This window comes from Streptomyces sp. NPDC034670, from assembly GCF_055574875.1.
Window position 1 is genome coordinate 43,759 of sequence record NZ_JBVITR010000032.1, and the last position, 22,902, is coordinate 66,660.

General features: G+C 73.8%; 26 protein-coding genes and 1 tRNA gene. 13 read left to right on the plus strand and 14 right to left on the minus strand.

Translation table 11 applies throughout. The features are described from left to right. The first annotated feature begins 53 nt into the window (after positions 1-53). Positions 54-341 (plus strand): YiaA/YiaB family inner membrane protein, encoded by a 288-nt coding sequence (locus tag ACZ56B_RS20970; protein ID WP_004990161.1) that lies wholly within the window; start codon positions 54-56, stop codon positions 339-341. Between the two features lie 67 nt (positions 342-408). Continuing rightward, positions 409-1,062 carry a TetR/AcrR family transcriptional regulator gene (locus ACZ56B_RS20975; protein WP_468792408.1) on the plus strand — a complete coding sequence of 218 codons (654 nt, stop codon included), beginning with the start codon at positions 409-411 and terminating at the stop codon, positions 1,060-1,062. A 21-nt stretch (positions 1,063-1,083) separates the two neighbouring features. Here ACZ56B_RS20975 and ACZ56B_RS20980 read toward each other — a convergent pair whose 3' ends face one another. Next, a complete protein-coding gene (locus ACZ56B_RS20980; RefSeq protein ID WP_468792411.1) occupies positions 1,084-1,545 on the minus strand; it encodes a MaoC family dehydratase in 462 nt (153 codons plus the stop codon). 129 nt (positions 1,546-1,674) lie between these two features. On the opposite strand from ACZ56B_RS20980, the gene soxR reads away from it, so the two are divergent. Next, positions 1,675-2,184, plus strand: coding sequence for a redox-sensitive transcriptional activator SoxR (gene soxR, locus ACZ56B_RS20985; RefSeq protein WP_468792414.1), 510 nt, complete (start codon positions 1,675-1,677; stop codon positions 2,182-2,184). 121 nt (positions 2,185-2,305) lie between these two features. Here soxR and ACZ56B_RS20990 read toward each other — a convergent pair whose 3' ends face one another. The 3 genes from ACZ56B_RS20990 to ACZ56B_RS21000 all read right to left on the minus strand — a co-directional run bounded on the left by ACZ56B_RS20990 (position 2,306) and on the right by ACZ56B_RS21000 (position 5,456). Continuing rightward, complete coding sequence (locus tag ACZ56B_RS20990) at positions 2,306-3,106, minus strand: 3-keto-5-aminohexanoate cleavage protein (RefSeq protein WP_468792417.1); 801 nt, start codon at positions 3,104-3,106, stop codon at positions 2,306-2,308. A 67-nt stretch (positions 3,107-3,173) separates the two neighbouring features. Then, a complete protein-coding gene (locus tag ACZ56B_RS20995) occupies positions 3,174-3,776 on the minus strand; it encodes a hypothetical protein (protein ID WP_468792420.1) in 603 nt (200 codons plus the stop codon). Between the two features lie 429 nt (positions 3,777-4,205). Continuing rightward, positions 4,206-5,456: an exo-beta-N-acetylmuramidase NamZ family protein gene (locus tag ACZ56B_RS21000; protein WP_468792423.1), complete on the minus strand. Its 1,251-nt coding sequence runs from the start codon at positions 5,454-5,456 to the stop codon at positions 4,206-4,208. Between the two features lie 227 nt (positions 5,457-5,683). Between ACZ56B_RS21000 and ACZ56B_RS21005 the strand changes: the two genes are divergently transcribed. Then, the gene (locus ACZ56B_RS21005; protein ID WP_468792426.1) at positions 5,684-6,454 is read left to right on the plus strand and encodes an SDR family oxidoreductase; all 771 of its coding nucleotides are present in this window, start codon (positions 5,684-5,686) and stop codon (positions 6,452-6,454) included. A 196-nt stretch (positions 6,455-6,650) separates the two neighbouring features. After that, positions 6,651-7,244, plus strand: a complete 594-nt coding sequence (locus ACZ56B_RS21010; RefSeq protein WP_468792429.1) for a TetR/AcrR family transcriptional regulator — start codon at positions 6,651-6,653, stop codon at positions 7,242-7,244. A 224-nt stretch (positions 7,245-7,468) separates the two neighbouring features. Here the strand turns inward: ACZ56B_RS21010 and ACZ56B_RS21015 are convergent, their stop codons facing one another. Continuing rightward, complete coding sequence (locus ACZ56B_RS21015; RefSeq protein WP_468792432.1) at positions 7,469-8,683, minus strand: acyl-CoA dehydrogenase family protein; 1,215 nt, start codon at positions 8,681-8,683, stop codon at positions 7,469-7,471. A 6-nt stretch (positions 8,684-8,689) separates the two neighbouring features. Then, positions 8,690-9,712 carry a phosphotransferase family protein gene (locus tag ACZ56B_RS21020; protein ID WP_468792436.1) on the minus strand — a complete coding sequence of 341 codons (1,023 nt, stop codon included), beginning with the start codon at positions 9,710-9,712 and terminating at the stop codon, positions 8,690-8,692. Positions 9,713-9,919: 207 nt separating this feature from the next. Between ACZ56B_RS21020 and ACZ56B_RS21025 the strand changes: the two genes are divergently transcribed. After that, on the plus strand, positions 9,920-10,861 hold the full coding sequence (locus ACZ56B_RS21025) for an NADP-dependent oxidoreductase (RefSeq protein WP_468792439.1): 942 nt from the start codon (positions 9,920-9,922) through the stop codon (positions 10,859-10,861). 29 nt (positions 10,862-10,890) lie between these two features. On the opposite strand, the gene ACZ56B_RS21030 is transcribed toward ACZ56B_RS21025, so the two are convergent. From ACZ56B_RS21030 to ACZ56B_RS21040, 3 genes are all read right to left on the minus strand, one after another. Then, complete coding sequence (locus ACZ56B_RS21030) at positions 10,891-11,220, minus strand: DUF202 domain-containing protein (RefSeq protein ID WP_468792443.1); 330 nt, start codon at positions 11,218-11,220, stop codon at positions 10,891-10,893. Beyond that, complete coding sequence (locus tag ACZ56B_RS21035) at positions 11,217-11,609, minus strand: YidH family protein (RefSeq protein ID WP_468792446.1); 393 nt, start codon at positions 11,607-11,609, stop codon at positions 11,217-11,219. Before ACZ56B_RS21035 ends, ACZ56B_RS21030 begins: the two co-directional genes overlap by 4 nt. Positions 11,610-11,785: 176 nt before the next feature. Beyond that, a complete protein-coding gene (locus ACZ56B_RS21040) occupies positions 11,786-12,346 on the minus strand; it encodes an NUDIX domain-containing protein (RefSeq protein WP_468792449.1) in 561 nt (186 codons plus the stop codon). A gap of 441 nt (positions 12,347-12,787) precedes the next feature. On the opposite strand from ACZ56B_RS21040, the gene ACZ56B_RS21045 reads away from it, so the two are divergent. Together ACZ56B_RS21045 and ACZ56B_RS21050 are read left to right on the plus strand one after the other, a co-directional pair. Next, positions 12,788-13,738: a tetratricopeptide repeat protein gene (locus tag ACZ56B_RS21045; RefSeq protein ID WP_468792452.1), complete on the plus strand. Its 951-nt coding sequence runs from the start codon at positions 12,788-12,790 to the stop codon at positions 13,736-13,738. A 61-nt stretch (positions 13,739-13,799) separates the two neighbouring features. Then, positions 13,800-15,341 (plus strand): APC family permease, encoded by a 1,542-nt coding sequence (locus ACZ56B_RS21050; RefSeq protein WP_468792455.1) that lies wholly within the window; start codon positions 13,800-13,802, stop codon positions 15,339-15,341. 109 nt (positions 15,342-15,450) lie between these two features. On the opposite strand, the gene ACZ56B_RS21055 is transcribed toward ACZ56B_RS21050, so the two are convergent. Continuing rightward, the gene (locus tag ACZ56B_RS21055) at positions 15,451-16,848 is read right to left on the minus strand and encodes a GntT/GntP/DsdX family permease (RefSeq protein ID WP_468792458.1); all 1,398 of its coding nucleotides are present in this window, start codon (positions 16,846-16,848) and stop codon (positions 15,451-15,453) included. Positions 16,849-16,975: 127 nt separating this feature from the next. Further along, positions 16,976-17,494: a gluconokinase gene (locus ACZ56B_RS21060; protein WP_468792463.1), complete on the minus strand. Its 519-nt coding sequence runs from the start codon at positions 17,492-17,494 to the stop codon at positions 16,976-16,978. Positions 17,495-17,630: 136 nt separating this feature from the next. Here ACZ56B_RS21060 and ACZ56B_RS21065 point away from each other — a divergent pair, with 136 nt between their 5' ends. Next, on the plus strand, positions 17,631-18,332 hold the full coding sequence (locus ACZ56B_RS21065) for a FadR/GntR family transcriptional regulator (protein WP_468792467.1): 702 nt from the start codon (positions 17,631-17,633) through the stop codon (positions 18,330-18,332). Positions 18,333-18,412: 80 nt separating this feature from the next. On the opposite strand, the gene ACZ56B_RS21070 is transcribed toward ACZ56B_RS21065, so the two are convergent. Then, entirely contained in the window at positions 18,413-18,793 is a 381-nt protein-coding gene (locus ACZ56B_RS21070; protein WP_468792471.1) for a YchJ family protein, read from the minus strand. Positions 18,794-18,856: 63 nt separating this feature from the next. Beyond that, a tRNA-Leu gene (locus ACZ56B_RS21075) sits at positions 18,857-18,941 on the minus strand. A gap of 218 nt (positions 18,942-19,159) precedes the next feature. Here ACZ56B_RS21075 and ACZ56B_RS21080 point away from each other — a divergent pair. The 3 genes from ACZ56B_RS21080 to ACZ56B_RS21090 all read left to right on the plus strand — a co-directional run bounded on the left by ACZ56B_RS21080 (position 19,160) and on the right by ACZ56B_RS21090 (position 21,797). Continuing rightward, positions 19,160-20,485 carry a M20/M25/M40 family metallo-hydrolase gene (locus ACZ56B_RS21080; RefSeq protein WP_468792475.1) on the plus strand — a complete coding sequence of 442 codons (1,326 nt, stop codon included), beginning with the start codon at positions 19,160-19,162 and terminating at the stop codon, positions 20,483-20,485. A gap of 151 nt (positions 20,486-20,636) precedes the next feature. Then, the gene (gene chpH / locus ACZ56B_RS21085; protein ID WP_468792480.1) at positions 20,637-20,870 is read left to right on the plus strand and encodes a chaplin ChpH; all 234 of its coding nucleotides are present in this window, start codon (positions 20,637-20,639) and stop codon (positions 20,868-20,870) included. A gap of 165 nt (positions 20,871-21,035) precedes the next feature. After that, entirely contained in the window at positions 21,036-21,797 is a 762-nt protein-coding gene (locus tag ACZ56B_RS21090) for a chaplin (protein ID WP_468792484.1), read from the plus strand. Between the two features lie 82 nt (positions 21,798-21,879). On the opposite strand, the gene ACZ56B_RS21095 is transcribed toward ACZ56B_RS21090, so the two are convergent. Further along, complete coding sequence (locus tag ACZ56B_RS21095; protein ID WP_026085313.1) at positions 21,880-22,068, minus strand: DUF5703 family protein; 189 nt, start codon at positions 22,066-22,068, stop codon at positions 21,880-21,882. Between the two features lie 47 nt (positions 22,069-22,115). On the opposite strand from ACZ56B_RS21095, the gene ACZ56B_RS21100 reads away from it, so the two are divergent. Beyond that, positions 22,116-22,808: a hypothetical protein gene (locus tag ACZ56B_RS21100; RefSeq protein ID WP_468792489.1), complete on the plus strand. Its 693-nt coding sequence runs from the start codon at positions 22,116-22,118 to the stop codon at positions 22,806-22,808. Positions 22,809-22,902 lie beyond the last annotated feature (94 nt).

Consider the following 22,902-nt stretch of genomic DNA (forward strand, 5'->3'; position numbering starts at 1 on the left):
TCTGAGTACCTGAGCGGATGTGGCCGCGGACACGTCCGGCGACCCTGGTCCCCATGAGCGACACACCGGTCAAGCAGCAGAGCACGGCGGCCTTCTACGGCCAGGCCGTCGCGTCCTTCGCGGTCGCCCTGGGGGCCACCGCGGTCGGTATCTTCAACCTCCAGGCCGACGCCTGGGTCCGTGCCTTCCTGGGCATCGCGGTCCTGTACCTCGTCACCTCCGCCTTCACCCTGGCCAAGGTCATCCGCGACCGCCAGGAGGCCGGGCAGATCGTGAACCGGGTCGACCAGGCGCGCCTGGAGAAGCTGCTCGCCGAGCACGATCCCCTGCAGAAGCTGTGAGGGCTCGCTAAGCGACCGCTCACCTTTGCCGGTATGGTGTTTCCCCTGCCAGCGAATGGGGTGAGCGATGAGTACGGCGGAGGAGACGGCCGGCGGTGAGGCGCAGCCGTGGGGTGAGGTCACGCCCGATGCGGCCCGGCGGCTGCTGCTCGCCGCCGTCGAGGCGTTCGCGGAGCGCGGCTACCACGCCACGACGACCCGTGACATCGCCTCCCGCGCCGGGATGAGCCCGGCCGCGCTCTACATCCACTACAAGACCAAGGAAGAGCTGCTCCACCGCATCAGCAGGATCGGCCACGAGAAGGCCCTGGAGGTCCTGCGCGCGGCGTCCCGCGCCGGGGGCGGTCCGACCGAGCGGCTCGCGAATGCCGTCAGCTCCTTCGTCCGCTGGCACGCGGGCGGCCGCACCACCGCCCGGGTCGTGCAGTACGAACTCGACTCGCTCGGTCCCGAGGCCCGCGCCGAGATCCGCGAGCTGCGCCGGCAGGTCGACGCCGAGGTGCGCGGGATCATCGAGGAGGGGGCGCGCTCCGGCGAGTTCGACGTCGTCGACGTGCACGGCACCACCCTCGCCGTGCTCTCCCTCTGCATCGACGTGGCCCGCTGGTTCAAGGTCGACGGACCCCGCACCCCCGAGGAGGTCGGCGCGCTCTACGCCGACCTCGTGCTGCGGATGGTCGGAGTCACCGGGACCGCGGACTCCGGCGCCGCCCGGGAGTAGACCGCGGCGCCCGGGAGCGGGTCAGAGGTGGTAGCGGGCCACCGACTCGGCCACGCACACCGGCTTGTCGCCGCCCTCCCGCTCCACGGTGAAGGCGGTGGCCACCTGGACGCCGCCCGGCACCTCGTCGACGGCGGTGATCGTCGCGGTGGCGCGCAGCCGCGAGCCGACCGGGACGGGGGCCGGGAAGCGCACCTTGTTCGTGCCGTAGTTGACGCCCATCCGCACGCCCTCGACGGAGATCAGCTGCGGGCCGAAGAGCGGCAGCAGCGACAGCGTCAGGTACCCGTGCGCGATGGTCGTCCCGAAGGGCCCCGCGGCGGCCTTCTCCGGATCGACGTGGATCCACTGGTGGTCCCCGGTGGCCTCGGCGAACAGGTCGATCCGCTTCTGGTCGACCTCCAGCCAGTCGGTGTACCCCAGCTGCTCGCCCACCGCCGCCCTCAGGTCGTCGACGGAGGTGAAGATCCTCGGCTCTGCCATGTCCCGGCCTCTCGCGTCACGTAGTCGCAGGCGCATCCGTGTGCGCATGCCTAAGCAACTGCTTAGCATGGTCGGCGGCGGGGCCCCTGTCAACGGACCGGGCGGCGCGTGGCCGGTAGGGTTCAGGAGGTGCACCGGATTCCAGAGAAGATCCACGAACTCACGGTCGGGCAGCTCTCCGCCCGCAGCGGCGCCGCCGTCTCCGCCCTGCACTTCTACGAGTCCAAGGGGCTGATCAGCAGCCGTCGCACGACGGGCAACCAGCGCCGCTACAGTCGTGACACCCTGCGCCGGGTCGCCTTCATCCGCGCCGCCCAGCGCGTCGGCATCCCGCTCGCCACGGTCCGCGAGGCGCTCGCCGAACTCCCCGAGGAGCGCACCCCCACCCGGGAGGACTGGGCCCGCCTCTCCGAGGCCTGGCGCGCGGAGCTGGACGAGCGCATCCGGCAGCTCAACCGCCTGCGCGACCACCTCACCGACTGCATCGGCTGCGGCTGCCTCTCCCTGGACACCTGCGTCCTGTCCAACCCGGACGACGTCTTCGGCGAACGCCTGACGGGCTCCCGCCTGATGGTCGAGCACGGCGGCGGGGAACGGCGCCGCGCCCGCCGGGAGCACCGCCCGGAGGGAACCCGCTGAACGCACGGCGCCGGGGACGTCCGCCCCGGCACCGTGCGCCGCGGCGCTCACGCGTCCCGCGCGGCGCCCCTCCGGGACGGGCACGCCGGGCCGGCCGCCTCCGCGACGCCGCGCCCGCCGGTCACCGCGCGGCACCGCCCCGGCCCTCGCCGTCCCGCGCCGCCCGCCGGGCCCGCCCGTGGACCTCCAAGGCCTGTGCCACCAGCCGCGCGTTGGACCCCGCGGGCCGTCCGTCCGGCAGGAACAGGGTGTCCTCCAGGCCGATGCGGGTCGCGAGCCCCAGCCGGCCCGCGAGGCGCAGCACCGGCCAGGCGCCGCCCTCCTCGCCGTGCAGCAGGACCGGCCGGCCGTGCGCGGAGCCCAGCTCGGACAGCAGGGCGCGCGCGGACCGCTCGGCGCTCGCCGCGTCCGGGTCCGTCACCTCCGCCAGCACCCGCGTCACCCGCGCCGCGAGCGGCGAGGCGGCGAACCGCGCGGCCCCGTCGGTGCCGGACCAGACGCCGGCCTCGACGCCGACGCCCAGGTCCATGAGCACGGCGGCGACCTCCTCGGCGCCCGGCTCGTGCCAGTTGACCGAGGCGTGGTCCGGCGGTTCGGGCAGGGCGGCCCAGCCGCGCACCCGCTCCAGCCGGACCGCGGGGTCGGGCTCCGCCCAGGCGCCCGTCGTGACACCGACCGGTACCGGCACCGGCAGGCGTGCCCGTATCGCCTCCAGTGTCCCGGCCAGCACCCGCGGCGACAACGTCTCCCGTCCGCACGGCGTCCGGGGGTGGACGTGGAGGTCCGTCGCCCCGGCCGCGACCGCCTCCGCCGCGGATGCGGCCAGCGCGTCCGGCGACAGCGGCACCCCCGCGCCGTCGGACGCGCTCCGGCTCCCGTTCAGACACACCTGCACCCCGTCGACCCCCTGATCCCCGGCCACCGTCCGATTCCCGGAGGGGGACGGCGGGGCGCGGCCGGCCCGGCGCGCCCCGCCGTCCCGGTGCTCCTCAGGCCGACACCGGCAGCCTCGTCCGCCTGGCGTCCGCCAGGGCCTCGGGGGTGAGCACGGGGCGCGGCACCAGGATGCCGCAGTCCGTGCAGACCGGGCCCGCCGACGGCTCGTGGTCCAGGTCGTACCGCCACATGAGCCGTTCCCCCCGGCACACGGGGCAGGCGGAACCCGGTTCGCGCTCCAGCGCGGCGATCAGCCGCCGCAGCACCTCGGCCAGCGGCTCCTGCGGATGCACCCGCGGATCGTCGCACCAGGCCACACCGAAGCCGCCCCAGGTCAGCCGGTGCCAGTCGTCCACACTGCCCGGCCTGCGCAGCCCGTCGTGCTTCTCCTTCCTGCGGCGCTCGGCGAACTCGACCTCGTAGGCCAGCCAGACCGCCCGCGCCTCCTCCAGTTCCTCCAGCGCGGCCACGAGCCGCACCGGGTCGACGGAGCGGTCCTCGGGGTCGAACCCGGCCCGCGAGCACAGGTGGTCCCAGGTCGCCCTGTGCCCGTAAGGGGCGAACCGCTCAAGACACTTGCGCAGCGAATAACGCCGCAGTGCCGGGTCGCACCGCGGATCCCGGACCTGTCTTGCCAGACTTCGGAAACCGGCCATCGTCCTGCACCTCCGTCACACCTGCACCTGTGATCCGTCCTTTCGGCGTCGTCGAAAGGACGTCGCCGGATAGACGTGCCGACCCACGGATCGGCTCCCTCCGTCTTCCGGCGGCCGCCATCAGCCGACCGCGGGGCTCGCCCGTCAACTCCCGTGACTCGTACTTCAGTTGTGGTTGTCCTCGGCGCGGGGACGACGGTGCCGGCACCCCGCCCCGCCACGCCGGAGGCGTCATGCCGCGGCGCGCCCGGCGCCCCGTCCCGCCGGAAGGAGAACTCCCCGCGGCTTCCACGGGTTCCTGAAGGGCCCGCCGTCATGCGCGCGGATCGCGTCGTTTCCGCTCCGGAGCCCCGGGTGGCACGAAAAAGCGGTGGGCCGGATCGCTCCGGCCCACCGTCGGGGGTCCGCCCGGCGGCGCTCGGGGCCCGCTCAGCGGTACAGCAGGTACGTCCGCCGCGTCCTGCGGAACGCCGCCAGCTCCTCCTGCCAGCCGGCCACCACCTCGTCCGTGTCCGCCCCCGCGTCGATCATCGTGCGCACCCGCGCGGAGCCGGTGAGCTTGTCGATCCAGTGGTCCGGACGCCAGGCGAAGCCGTCCCACACGCGCTTGGCCGTGATCAGCAGCCCGATCCCCGTGCGCACCGGATCGAACGCCTCCCGGTCGTGCACGTGGAGCTGCACGCCCCCGACGGTCCTCCCCTGGAACTTGGAGAACGTGGGCGCGAAGTACGCCTCGCGCAGCCGCACGCCCGCCAGCCCCAGCCCGTTCGCCTCGGCCGCCCAGCGCCCGTCGATCCCCTCGGCCCCCAGCAGCTCGAACGGCCGGGTCGTCCCGCGCCCCTCGGAGAGGTTGGTGCCCTCGAACAGGCAGGTCCCCGAGTACACCAGCGCCGTCTCCGGCGTCGGCATGTTCGGGCTCGGCGGCACCCAGGGCAGCCCGGAGGCGTCGTGGAAGTCCGACCGCCTCCAGCCCGACATGGGCACGGTCTCCAGCGGCACCGGCGCCCGGAGGAACTCCCCGTTGAACAGCCGGGCCAGCTCCGCCACCGTCATCCCGTGCGCCTGCGCGATCGGCTTCCGTCCGACGAAGGTGGCGAACTCCTCGTGCAGCACCGGACCCAGCGCCGCCCGTCCCGTCACCGGGTTCGGCCGGTCCAGGACCACGAACCGCTTGCCCGCGAGCCGCGCCGCCTCTATGCAGTCGTACAGGGTCCAGATGTACGTGTAGAAGCGCGCCCCCACGTCCTGGACGTCGAAGACGACCGTGTCCACGCCGGAGGCGGCGAAGACGTCGGCGAGCGGCTGACCGCTCTTCAGGTAGGTGTCGTAGACCGGCAGTCCGGTCGCCGGGTCGTCGTACCGCCCCTCGGAGCCGCCCGCCTGCGCGGTGCCCCGGAAGCCGTGCTCGGGACCGAAGACGGCGATCAGGTCCACGCGGTCGTCGGCGTGCATGACGTCCACGATGTGCCGTGCGTCCCGGGTGATGCCCGTCGGGTTGGTGACGACGCCGACCCGCTGCCCGTCGAGCGGCGCGTAGCCGTCCGCGGCGAGCCGCTCGAACCCGGTGCGCAGCCCGCGGCCTCCCGCCGGGGCCCGCCCGGGAGCCGCGTGCGCCGGCGCCGCGGAGGCGGCCACCGCGGCCGTGGTGGTGGCGAGCAGGCTCCGTCTGGACAGTTTCATGCGGAGACCTCCGTGAGCGCGTCGGGTGTCGTGGCCACGCACGCTAGCGCGCGCGACCGCCCCGGGGAACGAGCCGGACCGGCCCGGCCCGGGTCTCCTCTTCCGCCGTGCATACCGACCGGTTAGTCTGGCGCGACGTAAGGACCGCCGCAGCCGCCGCACGACCGGAGCCGCCCCGCGCGGCGCCCGTACGGAGGCGCGGGGAAGCCGCGTCGGAGGAGACCAGGGTGGAAGCCGTGCAGGGTGCGAAGGTGGTCGTCACGGGAGCCGGGGGCGGCATCGGGGCGGCGCTCGCCCGCCGCTTCGCCGCGCAGGGGGCACGGGTCGTCGTCAACGACCTGGACGCCGACCGGGCGGAGGCCGTCGCCGAGGAGATCGGCGGCGTCGCCGTCCCGGGCGACGCCTCCTCGACCGTCGCCGAGGCCCGCGACGCGCTCGGCGGGACGGTCGACGTCTACTGCGCCAACGCGGGCGTCGGCCGCGACGGCGGGGAGCCCGGCGGACCGCTCGACGAACAGGGCTGGGCGCTCTCCTGGGACGTCAACGTCATGGCCCACGTCCGCGCGGCGCACGCGCTGCTCCCGGACTGGCTGGAGCGCGGCGGCGGCCGTTTCGTCTCCACCGTCTCCGCGGCCGGACTGCTCACCATGATCGGCACCGCCCCCTACAGCGTCACCAAGCACGGCGCGTACGCCTTCGCCGAGTGGCTCTCGCTGACGTACCGCCACCGCGGCGTGAAGGTCCACGCGATCTGCCCGCAGGGCGTGCGCACCGACATGCTCGACGCCAGCGGCAGCGCGGGCGAGCTGGTGCTCAAGCCGACCGCGATCGAGCCGGAGGACGTGGCCGACGCCCTCTTCCGGGGCATCGAGGAGGACCGCTTCCTGATCCTGCCGCACCCCGAGGTCGCCGAGTACTACCGGGCCCGCGCCACCGACCCCGACCGCTGGCTCACCGGCATGAACCGCGTCCAGCGGCACTGGGAGGCGGCCCGGTGACCGGTCCCCGCCGGGCGGGGCGGACCCGGGTGCGCGCGCCGCGCGCGGCCGGGGGAGACTGGCCGCCCACCCGTACCCGTGTCAGGGGGAGCTCCTGCCCGACGTGCCGGAGGCGGTCAGTGGGAAGATCCTCCGTCGGGAACCCCGTTCCCTGACGCACGACAACCGACAGCGACACGGAAGGCAGGTGGCGGCAGTGCCCAGGACGACGGACGGTGACGGGACCCCTGTGCCGCAGCGGCTCCTGGCCGCCGCCACCCGGCTCTTCGCCGAGCAGGGCTACGACCGCACCTCGGTGCAGGAGATCGTCGAGGCGGCCGGCGTCACCAAGGGGGCGCTCTACCACTACTTCGGCTCCAAGGACGACCTGCTGCACGAGGTGTACGCGCGCGTGCTGCGCGTCCAGCAGGAGCGCCTGGACGCCTTCGCGGACGCCGACGAGCCGGTCGACAAGCGCCTGCGCGGCGCGGCGGCCGACGTCGTCGTCACGACGATCGAGAACCTCGACGACGCGTCGATCTTCTTCCGCTCCATGCACCACCTGAGCCCGGAGAAGAACAAGCAGGTGCGTGCCGAGCGCCGCCGCTACCACGAACGCTTCCGCGCGCTGATCGAGGAGGGCCAGGAGGCCGGCGTCTTCTCCCGGGCGACCCCGGCCGACCTGGTGGTGGACTACCACTTCGGCTCCGTGCACCACCTGTCGACGTGGTACCGCCCGGACGGCCCGCTCAGCCCGCAGCAGGTCGCCGACCACCTCGCGGACCTGCTGCTGCGGGCACTGCGTCCGTGAGGCGGGTCATGGGGTGGCCCTCGGGGTGACCCGGGCGGGGCCGGGGCCGGCGGGGCCGCACGGCCCGGCCCGCGCCACGGCGCGCCCGCGGCTCCGGCGGCACCGGATCCGCCGGCGGGCCCCCCGGGCCCCACGAGCCGGTTCCGGCGCGGGGAGCCGGCACCGCTCCCGGCCCGCGGGACCTCCCGCGGGCCCGGGGTGCCGCGCCCCCGGCCGGCGGGCGCCTACCGGTACTTCTTCAGTTCCCGCCGCGCCAGCGACCGCTGGTGCACCTCGTCCGGGCCGTCGGCGATCATCAGCGTGCGCGCCCCGGCGTACAGCTCGGCCAGCGGGAAGTCCTGGCTGACCCCGCCCGCGCCGTACAGCTGGATCGCCCGGTCGAGGATGCCGACGACCGTGCGCGGCGTGGCGATCTTGATGGCCTGGATCTCGGTGTGGGCCCCCTTGTTGCCGACCGTGTCCATCATCCAGGCCGTCTTCAGCACCAGCAGCCGCAGCTGCTCGACCGCGACGCGCGCGTCGGCGATCCAGTTCTGCACCACGCCCTGCTGCGCCAGCGCCTTGCCGAAGGCGTCCCGGGACACGGCCCGCCGGCACATCAGCTCGATCGCCCGCTCGGCCATGCCGATCAGCCGCATGCAGTGGTGGATCCGGCCGGGACCGAGCCGGGCCTGGGCGATGGCGAAGCCGCCGCCCTCCTCACCGATCAGGTTCGACACCGGCACGCGCGCGTGGTCGAAGACCACCTCGGCGTGGCCGCCGTGGTAGTGGTCCTCGTAGCCGAACACCTGCATCGCGCGCGTGATCGTCACGCCCGGGGTGTCGCGCGGGACCAGGACCATGGACTGCTGACGGCGGATGTCCGCCCCGTCCGGGTCGGTCTTGCCCATCACGATGAAGATCTGGCAGTCCGGGTGCATCGCCCCGGAGATGTACCACTTGCGGCCCGTGACGACGTACTCGTCGCCGTCCCGTTCGATGTGCGTGGTGATGTTGGTGGCGTCCGAGGAGGCCACCTCCGGCTCGGTCATCGCGAACGCCGAGCGGATCTCGCCCGCCAGCAGCGGCTCCAGCCACTGCTTCCGCTGCCGCTCGTCGCCGAACTGGGCCAGCACCTCCATGTTCCCGGTGTCGGGCGCGGCGCAGTTGGTCACCGTCGGCGCGATCTGCGGGGACCGGCCCATGATCTCGGCGAGCGGGGCGTACTGGAGGTTGGTGAGGCCGGCGCCGTACCCGGAGTCGGGCAGGAACAGGTTCCACAGCCCCTGCCGGCGGGCCTCGGCCTTCAGCTCCTCCACGACGGGGACGTTCTCCCAGGGCGAGGCCAGCCCGGCGCGCTGCTCGCGGGCGACCGGCTCGGCCGGGTAGACGTACTCGTCCATGAAGGCGAGGAGCCTGGCGCGCAGCTCCTCGGTGCGCGCGTCGAACGCGAAGTCCATGTCCCGTCAGCCTTCCTGGAGAGTGGTCAGACCGTGCTCGATGAAGACGGGCACCAGGTCGCCGATGCGGTCGAACCCGCCCCCGACCGTCTGGCCCAGCGTGTAGCGGTAGTGGATGCCCTCGAGGATCACGGCGAGCTTGAACCAGGCGAACGCCGTGTACCAGGAGACCGCGCGGACGTCGCGCCCCGAGCGCGCGGCGTACCGCTCGACCAGCTCGGCGGGCGCGGGGTGCCCGGGGGCCTCGGCGGTCGTGGAGACCGGGGAGTCCGGCGTGCCCAGCGGCGTGCTGTACATCACCAGCAGGCCCAGGTCGGTCAGCGGGTCGCCGAGGGTGGACATCTCCCAGTCGAGGATCGCCCCGATCCGGTCGTCCTCCCCGATCAGGACGTTGTCGAGCCGGTAGTCGCCGTGCACCACGGCCGGCGCGGGGGAGCGGGGCAGGCCGCGGCCGAGCGCGGCGTGCAGCGCGTCGATCCCGGCCAGCTCCCGGTTGCGGGAGGCGTCCAGCTGCTTGCCCCAGCGGCGCAGCTGCCGCTCCAGGAAGCCCTCGGGCCGGCCGAAGTCCGCCAGGCCCACCTCCTCCGGGTCCACCGCGTGCAGCTCGACCAGGGTGTCCACCAGGTTCAGCACGGCGTCCCGGGTGCGCTCCGGACCGAGGGGGGCGAGCTGGTCCGCCGTGCGGTAGGGGGTGCCCTCGACGAACTCCATGACGTAGAAGGGCGCCCCGATCACCTCCTCGTCCTCGCACAGCAGCACGGTGCGGGGCACCGGCACGGCGGTCGGCCGCAGCGCGCTGATCACCCGGTGCTCGCGCCGCATGTCGTGCGCGGTGGCCAGGACGTGGCCGAGCGGGGGCCGCCGCACGACCCACCGCGTGGTGCCGTCGGAGACCGCGTAGGTGAGGTTCGACCTGCCGCCCTCGATCAGCCGGCCGGTCAGCGGGCCGCCCACCAGGCCGGGCCGCTCCCGTTCGAGCAGGCCGCGCAGCCGGTCGAGATCGAGTCCGGGCGGGTGGTCGGGGCTCATCGTCGCTCCTCACGGGAAGGTGGACCGTACCGCCTCATGATGCCGACCGGTCGGTATGGAGTCCAGAGCGGGGGCGAAACGTGATCGGGGCCACGATAGACCCGGCGTCCGGCGTCCGGCGCCCGGCCGCCGTCCGGCGTCACGCGAACGGTCCGGCTCGGACCGTTCGGCTTGCGCGGCGCGGGGCGAGCCCGGAGGGTCGGACCCATGAAGGCGATCAGGTACGCACGGTACGGCGGCCCCGAGGTGCTCGCGCTGGAGGAGGCCGACGAGCCCAGGGTCGGTCCCGACTCGGTGCTCGTGGAGGTCCGGGCGGCGGCCGTCAACCCGGTCGACTGGAAGTGCCGTGAGGGCTACCTCGACCCGGTCCTCCAGGCCGTCTTCCCGGTGATCCCGGGCTGGGACGTCTCGGGCGTGGTCGTCCGCCCCGGGGTCGCCGTCCCGGAGTTCGCCGCCGGCGACGAGGTGATCGGCTACGTGCGCGAGGACTTCCTCTCCCGGGGCACCTTCGCCGAGTACGTGGCCGCCCCGGTGCGCGCCCTGGCCCCCAAGCCGCGCAACCTGACCTTCGAGGAGGCGGCCGGGCTGCCCCTCGCGGGCCTCACCGCGTACCAGGCCCTGAACAAGGTGCTCGGGGTCAGGCGCGGCGAGACCGTCCTGGTGCACGCCGCGGCCGGCGGCGTCGGCTCCCTCGCCGTGCAGCTCGCCGTCCACCTCGGAGCCCGGGTCATCGGCACGGCGAGCGAGCACAACCACGACTTCGTCCGCCGGCTGGGCGGGGAGCCGGTGAGCTACGGCGAGGGCCTGGCCGAGCGGGTGCGCGGGCTGGCGCCCGAGGGCGTGGACGCGGTGCTCGACACGGTCGGCGGCGACACCCTGCGGGTCTCCGCGAACCTGCTCGCCCCCGAGGGCCGCCTGACGTCGATCGTGGACGACGACGTGGTGGGCTACGGCGGCCGGTACCACTTCGTCCGCCCCGACCCCCAGGACCTGCGGCGCCTGTCCGAACTGGCGGAGCAGGGCGTGGTGGGCGTGCACGTCTCGAAGACGTTCCCGCTGGAGCGCGCGGCGGACGCCCACCGGATGAACCAGGAGGGGCGGACCCGCGGCAAGATCGTGGTGACGGTGGCCGGGGGGACGCGGGGGTAGGCCCCGGGCGGGACGCCCGGGCGGGGCCGTCAGCCCCGGACGACGAGGACCGCCCCGCACACGGCCAGCGCCACCGTGCAGAGCACCGCCGCGGCCGTGCACCGGGGCGCGGGCGCCCCCGGCGCGGCCGTGGCCGCGAGGGCGCGGATGCGGCGGTGGGCGACGCCCAGGAGCCCCAGCCAGCAGGCGCAGCACAGCGCGCACACGACGACCCCGGTCGCCGACACGCCGCCGGCCAGCGCGGTCTTCCCGGCGAGCACGCCCGCGACGGTGCCCGAGAGGGTCGTGCGCCGCCACGCCAGCCGGGTCCGCTCGGGCTGCAGCCCGGGATCCCGGACCCGGGACACCGGCCCGGTCACCCCTCCCACCCCACGAGCACGACGACGACCATCGCCACGGCCACGACCGCGACGACGATGCTCAGCAGCACCGGGAACCGCGACACCGGGAGGTCCTCGCCGCGGCGCATGGCCCGTTCGCAGCGCACCCAGTGGTTGACCGCGCGCAGCGCGCACAGCACACCCGCGGCGAGCAGGGCGAGCGCCAGCCCGACCCGCCAGCCCCAGCGCAGGTCCGGCAGGAACTGGTCCACGGCGAAACCGCCGCCGATCAGCGCCAGGGCGGTCCGCAGCCAGGCCAGGAAGGTCCGCTCGTTCGCCAGCGAGAACCGGTAGTCGGGCGTCGCGCCCTCCTCGCGCACCTCCTCGGGCACGAACCACAACCGGACGTTCCGCACGAACTCGCTCACGCCGGCGACCCTACCGGGGCCCGTGACCAGGCGTGCCGCCGGTACGGTCCGCCACCTTCCGGCCAGGGGGTCCGCGTCCCGCGCCGGGTGCGCGCTGCCCGGCCACGGCAGCGGGCACCCGGCGGGCACCCGCCCGGCTTGCGGCCCGCCTGCTTCCCGCCGGCCGGGCGAGCCGCTCAGCCTCCCGGCCGCTCGGGCGGATCCGGTCGCGCCGGGGGATCCGGCCGCTGCGACCGGCAGGCCCTGAGCCGCTCGTACGCCTCCCGCCCGTCGGGGACCCACTCCCACTCGCCCAGGCGCCGCTCCAGCTCGGCCTCCGTCAGGAAGGCGTGCCAGGCCACCTCCTCGGCCTGCGGCCGCACGGGCGGGACGCAGCGCACCTCGTACACCGCCGACCACCAGGACCGGCCGGCGCCGTCGTCGTACAGGAACCGGAAGAGGGGCTCGGGGCGCGGCAGGCCGGCCACGCCCAGTTCCTCCCCCGCCTCCCGCAGGGCCGCCTCCCCGTAGCCCTCGCCCGCTCCGACGACTCCGCCGACGAACATGTCGTACAGGGAGGGGAAGACCAGCTTGGTGGGGGTGCGCCGGTGGACGAAGATCCGGTCCTCGGCGTCCCGGGCCAGGACGAAGACGCAGCGGTGGCGCAGGCCCCGTGCGTAGACCTCGCCGCGCGGGGCCCGCCCGACCACCCGGTCGTCCTCGTCGACGACGTCGAGGATCTCGTCGGCAGCACTCATGCGGCCATCCAAGCAGGCGCGCGTGCCCGGTCCGGCACGGCCCGTCCGTCCACCCCGCCGGCACGTCGCCCGCCCGTGCCCGCTCCGCGCCCCCCCGGGGCACCGCCGGGTGCGTCCCCGGCGGCACGGTCCCCGCGTCGGTCGCCGCGCGTCCGCCCGTCTCCCGGGCCGGCGCGCCCCCGCCGGCGCGCGGCCGTCCGTCCGCGGCCGGAGGGGGGCGGCTCCGTTGCGCCACTCGGGTGACCTTTCGGCCTGCTCGCCACAAGTGGCTTGTAAAGCACGGCAGTTGACGCGTGTAACGCTCCTGTCGCCCTTGACGTCGTCCGTGGGCTGACGGTTTGCTGTGCGTGATCAGTTCATGGCGATCGGCAGCCGACCACTGCCGTACCGACCGCCCGCCGTGAACCGGGCCATGAGAAGAGCGCGTGAGGAAGTTCCGCGGTGCCCCCACCCCCGCCGCCCCTCGGCCGTGCCCGCAGGCGCGCGGCGCAGGCCTTCGACGAGGCACTCGACGACGCCGAGCTCGTCGCCGCGCGCGCCGCACTGGCGCAGGGCCGCTGGCAGAACACCCGTTCGCTGCTGGTGCGCACGGGGGACGACTGGGACCGGCGCGGCCACCGGGTCACGGTGCTCGCCCGGGAACCCTCCTGCGCCGCCTGGGCCCGGGAGTGGCTGCTCGCCGAGCCCGAGTCCGGCGACGCGTCCGTGCTGCTGGCCCTGGCGCAGGTCCGGCGCGCCCTGCGCGGCGAGGACGAACCGGCCCGCGCCCGCGAGACCTGCCAGAAGGCCGCGGACCTCGTGCCCGCCGACCCCACCCCGTGGCTCGGCCTGCTCCTGCTGGAGGGCGCCCGGGGCGCCGAGGGGGACGTGGTCCGGCTCTTCGAGCAGGTCCGCGCCCGGTACGCGGACCACCACCACGCCCACCACCTGATGGTCGCCTGGCTCGCCGAGCGCCGCGTGGAGGCGGGTCCGGACCCGCTGCACGAGGTGTACGACTTCGCCAACTGGGCCGCCGAGCAGGCACCCGCCGACTCGCCGCTGGCGATCCTCCCGGTCATCGCGCACGCCGAGCGCTACCGCGCGCTGGCCGCCGCCGGGCACCGGCCCCCCGACCCCGTCACCTCCGGGCACTGGAGCGGCCGCCGCGCCCGGCAGGTGATGAAGGCGGCCTTCGACTGGTGGCTGGAGTGGGAGCACGAGGGCCATCCGCGCCGCCTGGTCGACCTGAACTTCCTCGCCCACGCCAAGGTCTGCGAGGGCCGGGGCGCCGAGGCGGCCGCCCTGTTCCACCGCATCGGCGACCACGCCACCCCGGCCCCCTGGTCGTACCCCGGACGCGATCCCCTCACCGCCTTCCGCACCGCCCGCGCCGCCGCCCTGGGCACGCCCTGACCCCGGCCCCGCGCCCCGACCCAGCCGCCGCAACCACACCCGACCCAAGGACGGTCTCCCGATGACGACGGACAGTTCGCGCACGAGCGGACCCGCGACCGAGAGCATCAGCACCTTCAAGGGGCAGGAACGCGCCCTGCGCGCCGACCGCCTCGGCACGGGGGGCCTGCTGCTCTCCGTCCTCGCCGCGACCGCGCCCCTCATGGTGGTCGCGGGTGTCATGCCCACCACATTCGCGGTGATGGGCATCGTCGGCCAGCCGCTGCTTTTCGTGGTCCTCGGCACCGTGCTGGTGCTGTTCAGCCTCGGGTACGCCGAGATGAGCCGGCACGTCCACAACGCCGGCGCCTTCTACGCGTACATCTCCCGCGGCCTCGGCGGCACCGCCGGAGCGGGCGCGGCCCTGGTCGCGCTCGTCGCCTACAACGCCCTCCAGGTCGGCATCTACGGCATCTTCGGCTTCGAGGTCGCCGGCCTGTTCGCCACCTACGCCGGCCTCGAGGTGGCCTGGTGGATACCGGCGCTCGCGGCGGTGGCCGCCGTCGGCGCGCTCGGCTGGCTGAAGATCGACGTCAACGCGCGCGTGCTCGGCGTCCTCCTCGTCATCGAGGTGCTGCTGGTCGTCGTCTTCGACGTCGCGGCCGTCGCCGACCCCGGCGGGGAGGGCCTGTCGCTGCACGCCTTCGACCCGGACACGCTCACCGGCGCCGGCGTGGGCACCGCCCTGTGCTTCTGCATCGCGGCCTTCCTCGGCTTCGAGCAGGCCCCCGTGTACGCGGAGGAGACCAGCAGGCCGCACGTCCTGGTGCCGCGCGTGATGTTCCTCGCGGTGACCGGCGTCGCCGTCTTCTTCGCCCTCAGCAGCTGGGCGCTCACCGTCGCCACCGGCCCGTCCCGGATCGTCGGCACCGCGCAGGAGCAGAGCGCGGGACTGCTGTTCTCCCTCACCGAGGACCGGCTCGGCGCCACCTTCACCGACGTCCTGCACGTGCTCTTCGTGACCGGCATGTTCGCGGCGATGCTCAGCTTCCACAACGTCGTCGCCCGCTACGCCTTCGCCATGGGCCGCGAGGGACTGCTGCCCGCCGCCTTCGGCCGCACCACCGGAACCAGCGGCGCCCCCGGCACCGGCTCCCTGCTCCAGACCGCCGTCGCCGCCGTGCTCGTCCTCGCCTTCGCGCTCACCGACGACAGGCCGGCCGGCGACCCGACCGCGCCCGTCCTGCACCTGTTCACCTGGTTCGGCAACATCGGCGCGCTCGGCGTGATCGTGCTGATGGCGATCGCCTCCCTGTCCGTCGTGGTCTTCTTCGTCCGGCGCGGCGCCGCGCGAGCCCAGGCCTGGCGGCTGGTCACCTCCGCGCTGGCGGGCGCCGCCCTCGTCGTGATCGCCTGCTACACGGTGAAGGACTTCGACGTCCTGGTCGGCGCGGGCCCCGGCTCCTCCCTGAGCTGGATCCTGCCCGGCGTCATCGGCCTCGCCCTCGCCGTCGGGCTGGTCCAGGGCGCCGTCCTGCGGGCCCGCGCCCCCGAGCGGCACGCCCGCATCGGGCTCGGCAACGAGGCGTTCCGGCTGGAGAAGGAGGCCGGGCGCACCTCGTAGGACGGCGGGCCCGGCGCCGGCGGCCGGCCGCCCCGTGCGACGGGCCCGCCCGCTCCCCGGCGGGGAGCGGGCGGGCCCGTGGCTGCCGTGCGTACGTCCGGACGAACGGCTAGATGATCAGCGAGAGGAGCAGGACCAGACCGCCGGCGACCACCGAGATGATCGTCTCCATGATCGACCACGTCTTGATGTTCTGGCCGACGCTCAGCCCGAAGTACTCCTTCACCAGCCAGAAACCGGCGTCGTTGACGTGGCTGAAGAAGACCGAGCCGGCACCGATGGCGAGGACCAGCAGGGCGGCGTGCGTGGTCGACAGGTCGGCCGCGAGCGGCGCCACCAGACCGGCCGCCGAGATGGTCGCCACGGTCGCCGAACCGGTCGCCAGCCGGATCGCCACCGCGATCAGCCAGCCCAGCAGCAGGGCCGGGATCGACCAGTCCGCGGAGATGTCCAGGACCATCTGGCCCACACCGGAGTCGATCAGCGTCTGCTTGAAGCCGCCGCCCGCGCCGACGATGAGCAGGATGCCCGCGATCGGCGCGAGCCCCTTCTCCACCAGCTGCGATATGCGCTCCTTGCTGAACCCGGCGGGCACGCCCAGCGTGAAGATGCCGACGAGCACGGAGGCGAGCAGGGCGATCATCGGGGAGCCGACCACGTCGAAGACGCGCTGCACGCCGTTCTCGGGGTCGTCCACGACGATGTCGACCAGCGCCTTGGCCAGCATCAGCACGACCGGCAGCAGGATGGTCGCCAGGGTCGGACCGAACCCGGGGCGCTTGTCGAGGTCGTCGGAGGCGCGCTGCGGGATCATCCGCTCGGGGGCCGGGACGTCCACCCAGCGGGCGGCGTAGCGGGAGAAGACCGGACCGGCGATGACCACGGTCGGAACGGCGACGAGCACACCCAGCGCGAGCGTCACGCCGAGGTTGGCGTCGAGGGCGTCGATCGCGACCAGCGGGCCCGGGTGCGGCGGCACCAGGCCGTGCATCACGGACAGGCCGGCGAGCGCCGGGATGCCGATGCGCATCAGGGAGTAGTTGCCGCGCTTGGCGACCATCAGCACGACCGGGATCAGCAGGACGACGCCGACCTCGAAGAACAGCGGCAGGCCGATCACCGAGGCGATCAGCACCATCGCCCACGGCATCGCGCGGCCGCTCGCCCGGGCGAGGATGGTGTCGACGATCTGGTCGGCGCCTCCCGAGTCGGCGAGCATCTTGCCGAGGATCGCCCCGAGGGCGATGAGCACGCCGACCCCGGCGACGGTGGAGCCGAGTCCGGCGCTGAAGCTGGTGATGACCTTGTCCAGCGGTGCCCCGGCGAACGCGCCCAGCGCCAGCGACCCGAGGGTCAGCGCCAGGAAGGCGTGCAGTTTGAACTTGGTGATGAGCAGGACGATGACGGCGATGCCCGCCAGGACGGCGATGCCCAGCTGAGCGTGGCCGGCCGAGGTGATCGGCTCGGGTACGTCCGCTGCCAGCATCTCGACGCTGAGTCTGGTCACGGTGGATCCCTTGTGTTACGGGGTGGGGAGGAACGGGGCGGTGGGGGCGCCCGGGAACCCGCCGGTCCGGGAGAGGACCGCGGTGCGAGGGGGGAAGCTGAGGGGGGAGGTCTTCCTGCCGGAGGGGTTACGGAGCCGGCTCGGGGAGGGCCGTGAGGGCGGCGGCCGCCTGCTCGGTGATCTCCTGTGGGCTGCCCGTCACGTCCACGGCGATCCCGGTCTCGTCCGGCTCCAGCGGCTGGAGCGTGGCGAACTGGGAGTCGAGCAGCGCCGTGGGCATGAAGTGGCCCTGCCGGTGCGCCATCCGGTCCTCGATGAGCGCGCGGTCACCCGTGAGGTGCAGGAAGACCACGCCGGGCGCGGTGGCCCGCAGCCGGTCGCGGTAGGACCGCTTCAGCGCCGAGCAGCTGACCACGCCGCCGAGGCCGGTCCGGCCGCGCGCCCAGTCGCCGATCGAGTCCAGCCAGGGCAGCCGGTCCTCGTCGGTGAGGGGAACACCGGCCGACATCTTGTCGATGTTGGCCTGCGGGTGGAAGTCGTCGGCCTCGGCGTACGGGACGCCGAACCGGGCCGCGAGCAGGGGACCGACGGTGGTCTTGCCGGTGCCCGCGACGCCCATGACCACGACGACGTGGGAGGTGTTCATCGCTGCCTCACTGTCTGATGTCTTCGTCGACACGTGATGTCGACGTAACTGAAGCCCATTAGTAAGACGTTTTCAAGACTGTGTGATGTATAAGTCTGACTTTTTAGTTCGGTGATCCGCCCCGTACGCTGAGTGCATGAGCACACAGGGCCGGGGCCTGCACGGTCATGTACTGGACATCCTCGGCCCCGAGATCACCGCGGGGGAGTACGCTCCCGGCAGCGTGCTGCGCACCGACGAACTCGCCCACCGGTTCGACGTGTCGCGCTCCGTGATGCGCGAGGTGGTCCGTGTGCTGGAGTCCATGCGCCTGGTCGAGTCCCGGCGCCGCGTGGGCGTGACGGTCCTGCCGGCCTGCGAGTGGAACGTCTACGACCCCCAGGTCATCCGCTGGCGCCTGGCGGGCGCGGACCGCCCCCGGCAGCTGCGCTCCCTCACCGTGCTCCGCTCGGCGGTCGAGCCCGTCGCGGCCGGCCTGGCCGCGCGCAACGCCACCGCCGAGCAGTGCGCCGAACTCACCGAGTGCGCCCTCGGCATGGTCGCCCACTCACGCGGTCACCAGCTGGACGGGTACCTGGTCCACGACATGGCCTTCCACCGCGTGATCCTGACCGCCTCCGGCAACGAGATGTTCGCCCGCCTCGGCGACGTCGTCGCCGAGGTCCTGGCCGGGCGCACGCACCACGACGTGATGTTCGACGACCCCGACCCGGCCGCCGTCACCCTCCACGTCCAGGTGGCCGAGGCGGTCCGGGAGCGCGACGCCGCCCGCGCGGAGGAACTGACCCGCCAGATCACCGTGGGCGCCCTGCGGGAACTGGACGTCCTGGTGCCCTGAGCGGCGCCGGGGTCCACGGACCCGGCCCGCCCCGGACGGGAGGCCCGGGACCCCTCCGGCGAAGATCCGCCGGAGGCGTCCTAGTCCAGGAAGTCGCCGTCGACGTACACCCACGCCCCGCCGACCCGCTCGAACCGGCTGCGCTCGTGCAGCGAGCCGCTCCGGTGGGACGCGCGGAAGGTCACCGTCCCGGTGGAGTGGAAGGCGGATCCGCCGGCCGTCTCCAGGATCTCCAGCCCGGTCCACCGCGTCCGCGGGTCGAGGTCGATCCGCTCCGGCCGGGTCCGGGGGTGCCAGGTCCGCAGCAGGTGACCGGCGTCCTGCCGCACGAACGCGCAGTACCGCGACCGCATGAGCTTCTCGGCGGTCGGCGCGGCGGCTCCCGCGTGGAACCGGCCGCAGCAGTCCTCGTACGCCTCGGGCAGCCCGCAGGGGCAGGAACGCGTGGTCCGAGTGGACATGGTCACCCTTCGCGACAACGCCCGAGGGCCGCGACCTCGCGGTCACGGCCCTCGCGCTTCATGTGTCCGAGGGGGGACTTGAACCCCCACGCCCGATAAAGGGCACTAGCACCTCAAGCTAGCGCGTCTGCCATTCCGCCACCCGGACAAGGTGTCTGTCGCGCGGGTTTCCCCCCGCGGCGACGACGTAAACATTACCAGGTGTTCCGGGGGATCCGATCACCCTGTCCCCGTCGGCCCCCGGCCGCTTCCCGGCGGGAGCGCCGCGCGGCGGACCGGCCGGGGACTTGGGGCCCGTGTCCCGGAGAGGGAGGATGTGGGGGACCCACCAGCAGGGACACGATCAGTGACAGCGGGAGGAAGCACGTGAGCGAGACGGACACGGCCAAGGGCGTCACCGGTGAGGACGAGGTCGTGGACCTCTGCCGCGAGCTGATCCGGATCGACACCAGCAACTACGGCGACCACTCGGGCCCCGGCGAGCGCGCGGCGGCCGAGTACGTCGCCGAGAAGCTCGCCGAGGTGGGCCTCGAGCCGAGGATCTTCGAGTCGCACCGGGGCCGCGCCTCCACGGTGGCGCGCATCGAGGGGGAGGACCCCTCACGGCCCGCGCTGCTGATCCACGGCCACACCGACGTCGTGCCGGCCAACGCCGACGACTGGACCCACCACCCCTTCTCCGGCGAGATCGCCGACGGATGCGTCTGGGGGCGCGGGGCCGTCGACATGAAGGACATGGACGCGATGACCCTGGCGGTCGTCCGCGACCGGCTGCGCAGCGGGCGCAGGCCCCCGCGCGACGTCGTCCTCGCCTTCCTCGCCGACGAGGAGGCCGGCGGCACCTACGGAGCCAAGTACCTCGTGCGCGAGCACCCCGAGCTGTTCGAGGGCGTCACCGAGGCGATCGGCGAGGTCGGCGGCTTCTCCTTCACCGTCAACGAGAAGCTGCGCCTCTACCTCGTCGAGACCGCCGAGAAGGGGATGCACTGGATGCGGCTCACCGTCGACGGCACGGCCGGCCACGGCTCGATGACCAACGACGACAACGCGATCACCGAGCTGTGCGAGGCCGTGGCCCGCCTCGGCCGGCACCAGTGGCCGGTCAGGGTCACCAAGACCGTACGGGCCTTCCTGGACGAGCTCTCCGACGCGCTCGGCACCGAGCTCGACCCGGAGAACATGGACGAGACCCTCGCCAAGCTCGGCGGCATCGCCCGCATGATCGGCACCACGCTGCGCAACTCGGCGGCGCCCACCATGCTCGGCGCCGGCTACAAGGTCAACGTCATCCCCGGCCAGGCCACCGCCCACGTCGACGGCCGCTTCCTGCCCGGTCACGAGGAGGAGTTCCTCGCCGACCTCGACCGGATCCTCGGCCCGCGCGTGAGGCGCGAGGACGTGCACGCCGACAAGGCCCTGGAGACCGACTTCGACGGGCGCCTCGTCGACGCCATGCAGAGCGCGCTGAGCGCCGAGGACCCCATCGCGCGGGCCGTGCCGTACATGCTCTCCGGCGGCACCGACGCCAAGTCCTTCGACGACCTCGGCATCCGCTGCTTCGGTTTCGCGCCGCTGAAGCTGCCCCCGGAGCTGGACTTCGCGGGCATGTTCCACGGGGTCGACGAACGGGTCCCGGTGGACGGCCTGAAGTTCGGCGTGCGCGTGCTCGACCGTTTCCTGGACGCGTCCTGAAAAGCTGATCGGCGCGTCCAATAATCGCGCAGACGTACAGAGTTGACCGGGAAGGGTGAATGCGACGATAAGCTCGTAGCCTCATTAGTCCGTCCTCGTTACCCGTGGTGTGATCCGAAGCCTGGGATCGCATTGCCAATGAGGAGGAACAATGATCAAGAAGGTCGTCGCTGTCGCGGCCGCCACCGGTGGGCTGGTTCTCGCGGGCGCGGGCCTGGCCGCCGCCGACTCGGGTGCCCAGGGTGCCGCCGTGCACTCCCCGGGCGTCCTGTCCGGCAACGTGGTGCAGGCCCCCATCCACATCCCCGTGAACGTCTGCGGCAACACGATCTCCGTGATCGGGCTGCTGAACCCCGCTTTCGGTAACGCCTGCGTCAACCAGTGACGCCGTGCCCCGCTCCTTAGGGCGCGCCCGCCCAGGGGTGTGAGCCCGTCGGCCCCGGAGCGCGCGCCACGCGCTCCGGGGCCGACGGGTCTCGTCGAACGTCGGAACACCGGGAATCGACGGAACGGAATTCCCGGCACAAGGTCGAAGGCAGGGATTTCAGCAATGCGACAGGTCACCCGCAAGGGCTTGATGACCATGGCGGCCGCCACCGGTGTGCTCGCCGCCGCGGGCGGCGTCGCCCACGCCGGCTCCGGCGCGCAGGGCGCCGCCACGGGCTCGCCCGGCGTGCTCTCCGGGAACTCGGTGCAGGCACCGGTGCACGTGCCCGTCAACGTGTGCGGCAACACGATCAACGTCGTCGGCGCCCTCAACCCGTCGGCGGGCAACGCCTGCGCCGACCAGGGCGACTCCTCGTCGGACGGGTACGGCCACTCCTCACCGGACGGGCACGGCGGCTCCTCGTCGGACGGGTACGGCGGCTCCGGCGGCTCCGGTGACCACGACGGGGCGCACGCCGGCGGACACGCCACCGGCTCGCCCGGCGTGGCCTCCGGCAACCACGTCCAGGTGCCGGTGCACGTCCCGGTGAACGTCTGCGGCAACAGCATCGACCTCGTCGGCCTCGACAACACCGCCGCGGGCGGCGCCTGCGCGAACGACCCCGGCCCCGAGGCGCCCGGACAGCCCGACGAGCCGGACACCCCCGACGAGCCGGGCAGCCCCGAACGCCCCGGCGACCGGCCGGCCGCGCCGGGCGACCGCGCCCCCGAGGGCAACCGGCCGGTCGCCCACTCCGTTCCCCGGACCGGCGCACAGCTGGCGCAGACCGGCAGCGAACTGCCCATGGGCCTCGCCCTGCCGGCCGGTGCGGGCATGCTGCTCGCCGGCGCGGTCCTCTACCGCAGGGCGCGGGCCGCTGCATGACGCCGGGCACACGGAGCGGGCCCCGCGACCGCGGGGCCCGCTCCGTTCCCTGATCCTCGGATCCTCGTCAGGTCACCCGGGATCACCAGGTGGCGCGCACCTGGCGGATGATCCGCCGCCGCAGCCGCACCCTGCGACTGCCGTCACGCATCAGCGTCAGGCGGTACAACTCCCAGTGACCGTACTCTGCATGGTCCGTCAGCAGGCGTGCCGTCTCCTTGCGGGAGACCCCGCGCGGTACGTGCACGTCGACAAATTCGTATTCCGGCATCGCATCTATTGTGCGGTCCGGCCCCCGGTACGGATAGCGTCTGCACTATGTCTGATGCTGAGCAGCCCACCGCTGCCGAGGTACGCGCCGCCGCCGAGGCGGTCAAGACCGCTCTCGACCGCCACCTGGCCGCGGTCGAGAGCAGGTCGGGGGAGGACGATCCGGCCGTCCACGAGGCGTTCAACCGGCTGGCCGCGGCCGCGGAGGCGTACGACGAACTGCTCTACGACCGCTACGACGAGGTCACGCCCTTCGAGATCCCCAGTGCGGAGGGGGAGCTGCCGCCCTACACCGGCCCCGAGGAACCGAGCGCGCTCAGCGTCCTGATCCGCCGCGACTACGCCGTCGCCGAGCCGCAGCGGCTGCTCGGCCACGCCCAGCGGATCGAGGCGGCGGACGACGGGGAGGACGCGGTGGCCTCCGGCACCGTCCACGGCGCGCTCGGCCTGCTGTTCGGCGAGTACGAGCCGGACGAGATCGCCTCCCGGCACAAGGAGTTCGGCCTGGAGGAGGGCGACTCCACCCTCTGGGTGACGGCGTCGGACGAACCCGCCGAACCCGGTGAGTGGCTGGAGGCGCCGTTCGAGCAGGTGGACCCGCAGCGGATCGTCTGCCGCTTCGACGTCAGCGCGGTCTTCGACGACGACCTCGACGACACCGACGAGGACGAGCTCGAGGACGAACCGGACCCGGCGCTGGACGAGGACGAGGACCTGGACCCGCTCGACCTGGACCGCTGACCCCTCCCGGGGGGGGGGGGGGGGGGGGGGGGGGGGGGGGGGGGGGGGGGGGGGGGGGGGGGGAGGGGGGGAGAGGGGGGGGGGGCCCGCGGGC

Coding starts and splice junctions, on each gene's coding strand:
- ACZ56B_RS20970 (WP_004990161.1), top strand. CDS start 54: ATGAGCGACACACCGGTCAAGCAGCAGAGCACGGCGGCCTTCTACGGC.
- ACZ56B_RS20975 (WP_468792408.1), top strand. CDS start 409: ATGAGTACGGCGGAGGAGACGGCCGGCGGTGAGGCGCAGCCGTGGGGT.
- ACZ56B_RS20980 (WP_468792411.1), bottom strand. CDS start 1,545: ATGGCAGAGCCGAGGATCTTCACCTCCGTCGACGACCTGAGGGCGGCG.
- ACZ56B_RS20995 (WP_468792420.1), bottom strand. CDS start 3,776: ATGGCCGGTTTCCGAAGTCTGGCAAGACAGGTCCGGGATCCGCGGTGC.
- ACZ56B_RS21000 (WP_468792423.1), bottom strand. CDS start 5,456: ATGAAACTGTCCAGACGGAGCCTGCTCGCCACCACCACGGCCGCGGTG.
- ACZ56B_RS21015 (WP_468792432.1), bottom strand. CDS start 8,683: ATGGACTTCGCGTTCGACGCGCGCACCGAGGAGCTGCGCGCCAGGCTC.
- ACZ56B_RS21020 (WP_468792436.1), bottom strand. CDS start 9,712: ATGAGCCCCGACCACCCGCCCGGACTCGATCTCGACCGGCTGCGCGGC.
- ACZ56B_RS21025 (WP_468792439.1), top strand. CDS start 9,920: ATGAAGGCGATCAGGTACGCACGGTACGGCGGCCCCGAGGTGCTCGCG.
- ACZ56B_RS21040 (WP_468792449.1), bottom strand. CDS start 12,346: ATGAGTGCTGCCGACGAGATCCTCGACGTCGTCGACGAGGACGACCGG.
- ACZ56B_RS21050 (WP_468792455.1), top strand. CDS start 13,800: ATGACGACGGACAGTTCGCGCACGAGCGGACCCGCGACCGAGAGCATC.
- ACZ56B_RS21060 (WP_468792463.1), bottom strand. CDS start 17,494: ATGAACACCTCCCACGTCGTCGTGGTCATGGGCGTCGCGGGCACCGGC.
- ACZ56B_RS21065 (WP_468792467.1), top strand. CDS start 17,631: ATGAGCACACAGGGCCGGGGCCTGCACGGTCATGTACTGGACATCCTC.
- ACZ56B_RS21070 (WP_468792471.1), bottom strand. CDS start 18,793: ATGTCCACTCGGACCACGCGTTCCTGCCCCTGCGGGCTGCCCGAGGCG.
- chpH (WP_468792480.1), top strand. CDS start 20,637: ATGATCAAGAAGGTCGTCGCTGTCGCGGCCGCCACCGGTGGGCTGGTT.
- ACZ56B_RS21090 (WP_468792484.1), top strand. CDS start 21,036: ATGCGACAGGTCACCCGCAAGGGCTTGATGACCATGGCGGCCGCCACC.
- ACZ56B_RS21095 (WP_026085313.1), bottom strand. CDS start 22,068: ATGCCGGAATACGAATTTGTCGACGTGCACGTACCGCGCGGGGTCTCC.
- ACZ56B_RS21100 (WP_468792489.1), top strand. CDS start 22,116: ATGTCTGATGCTGAGCAGCCCACCGCTGCCGAGGTACGCGCCGCCGCC.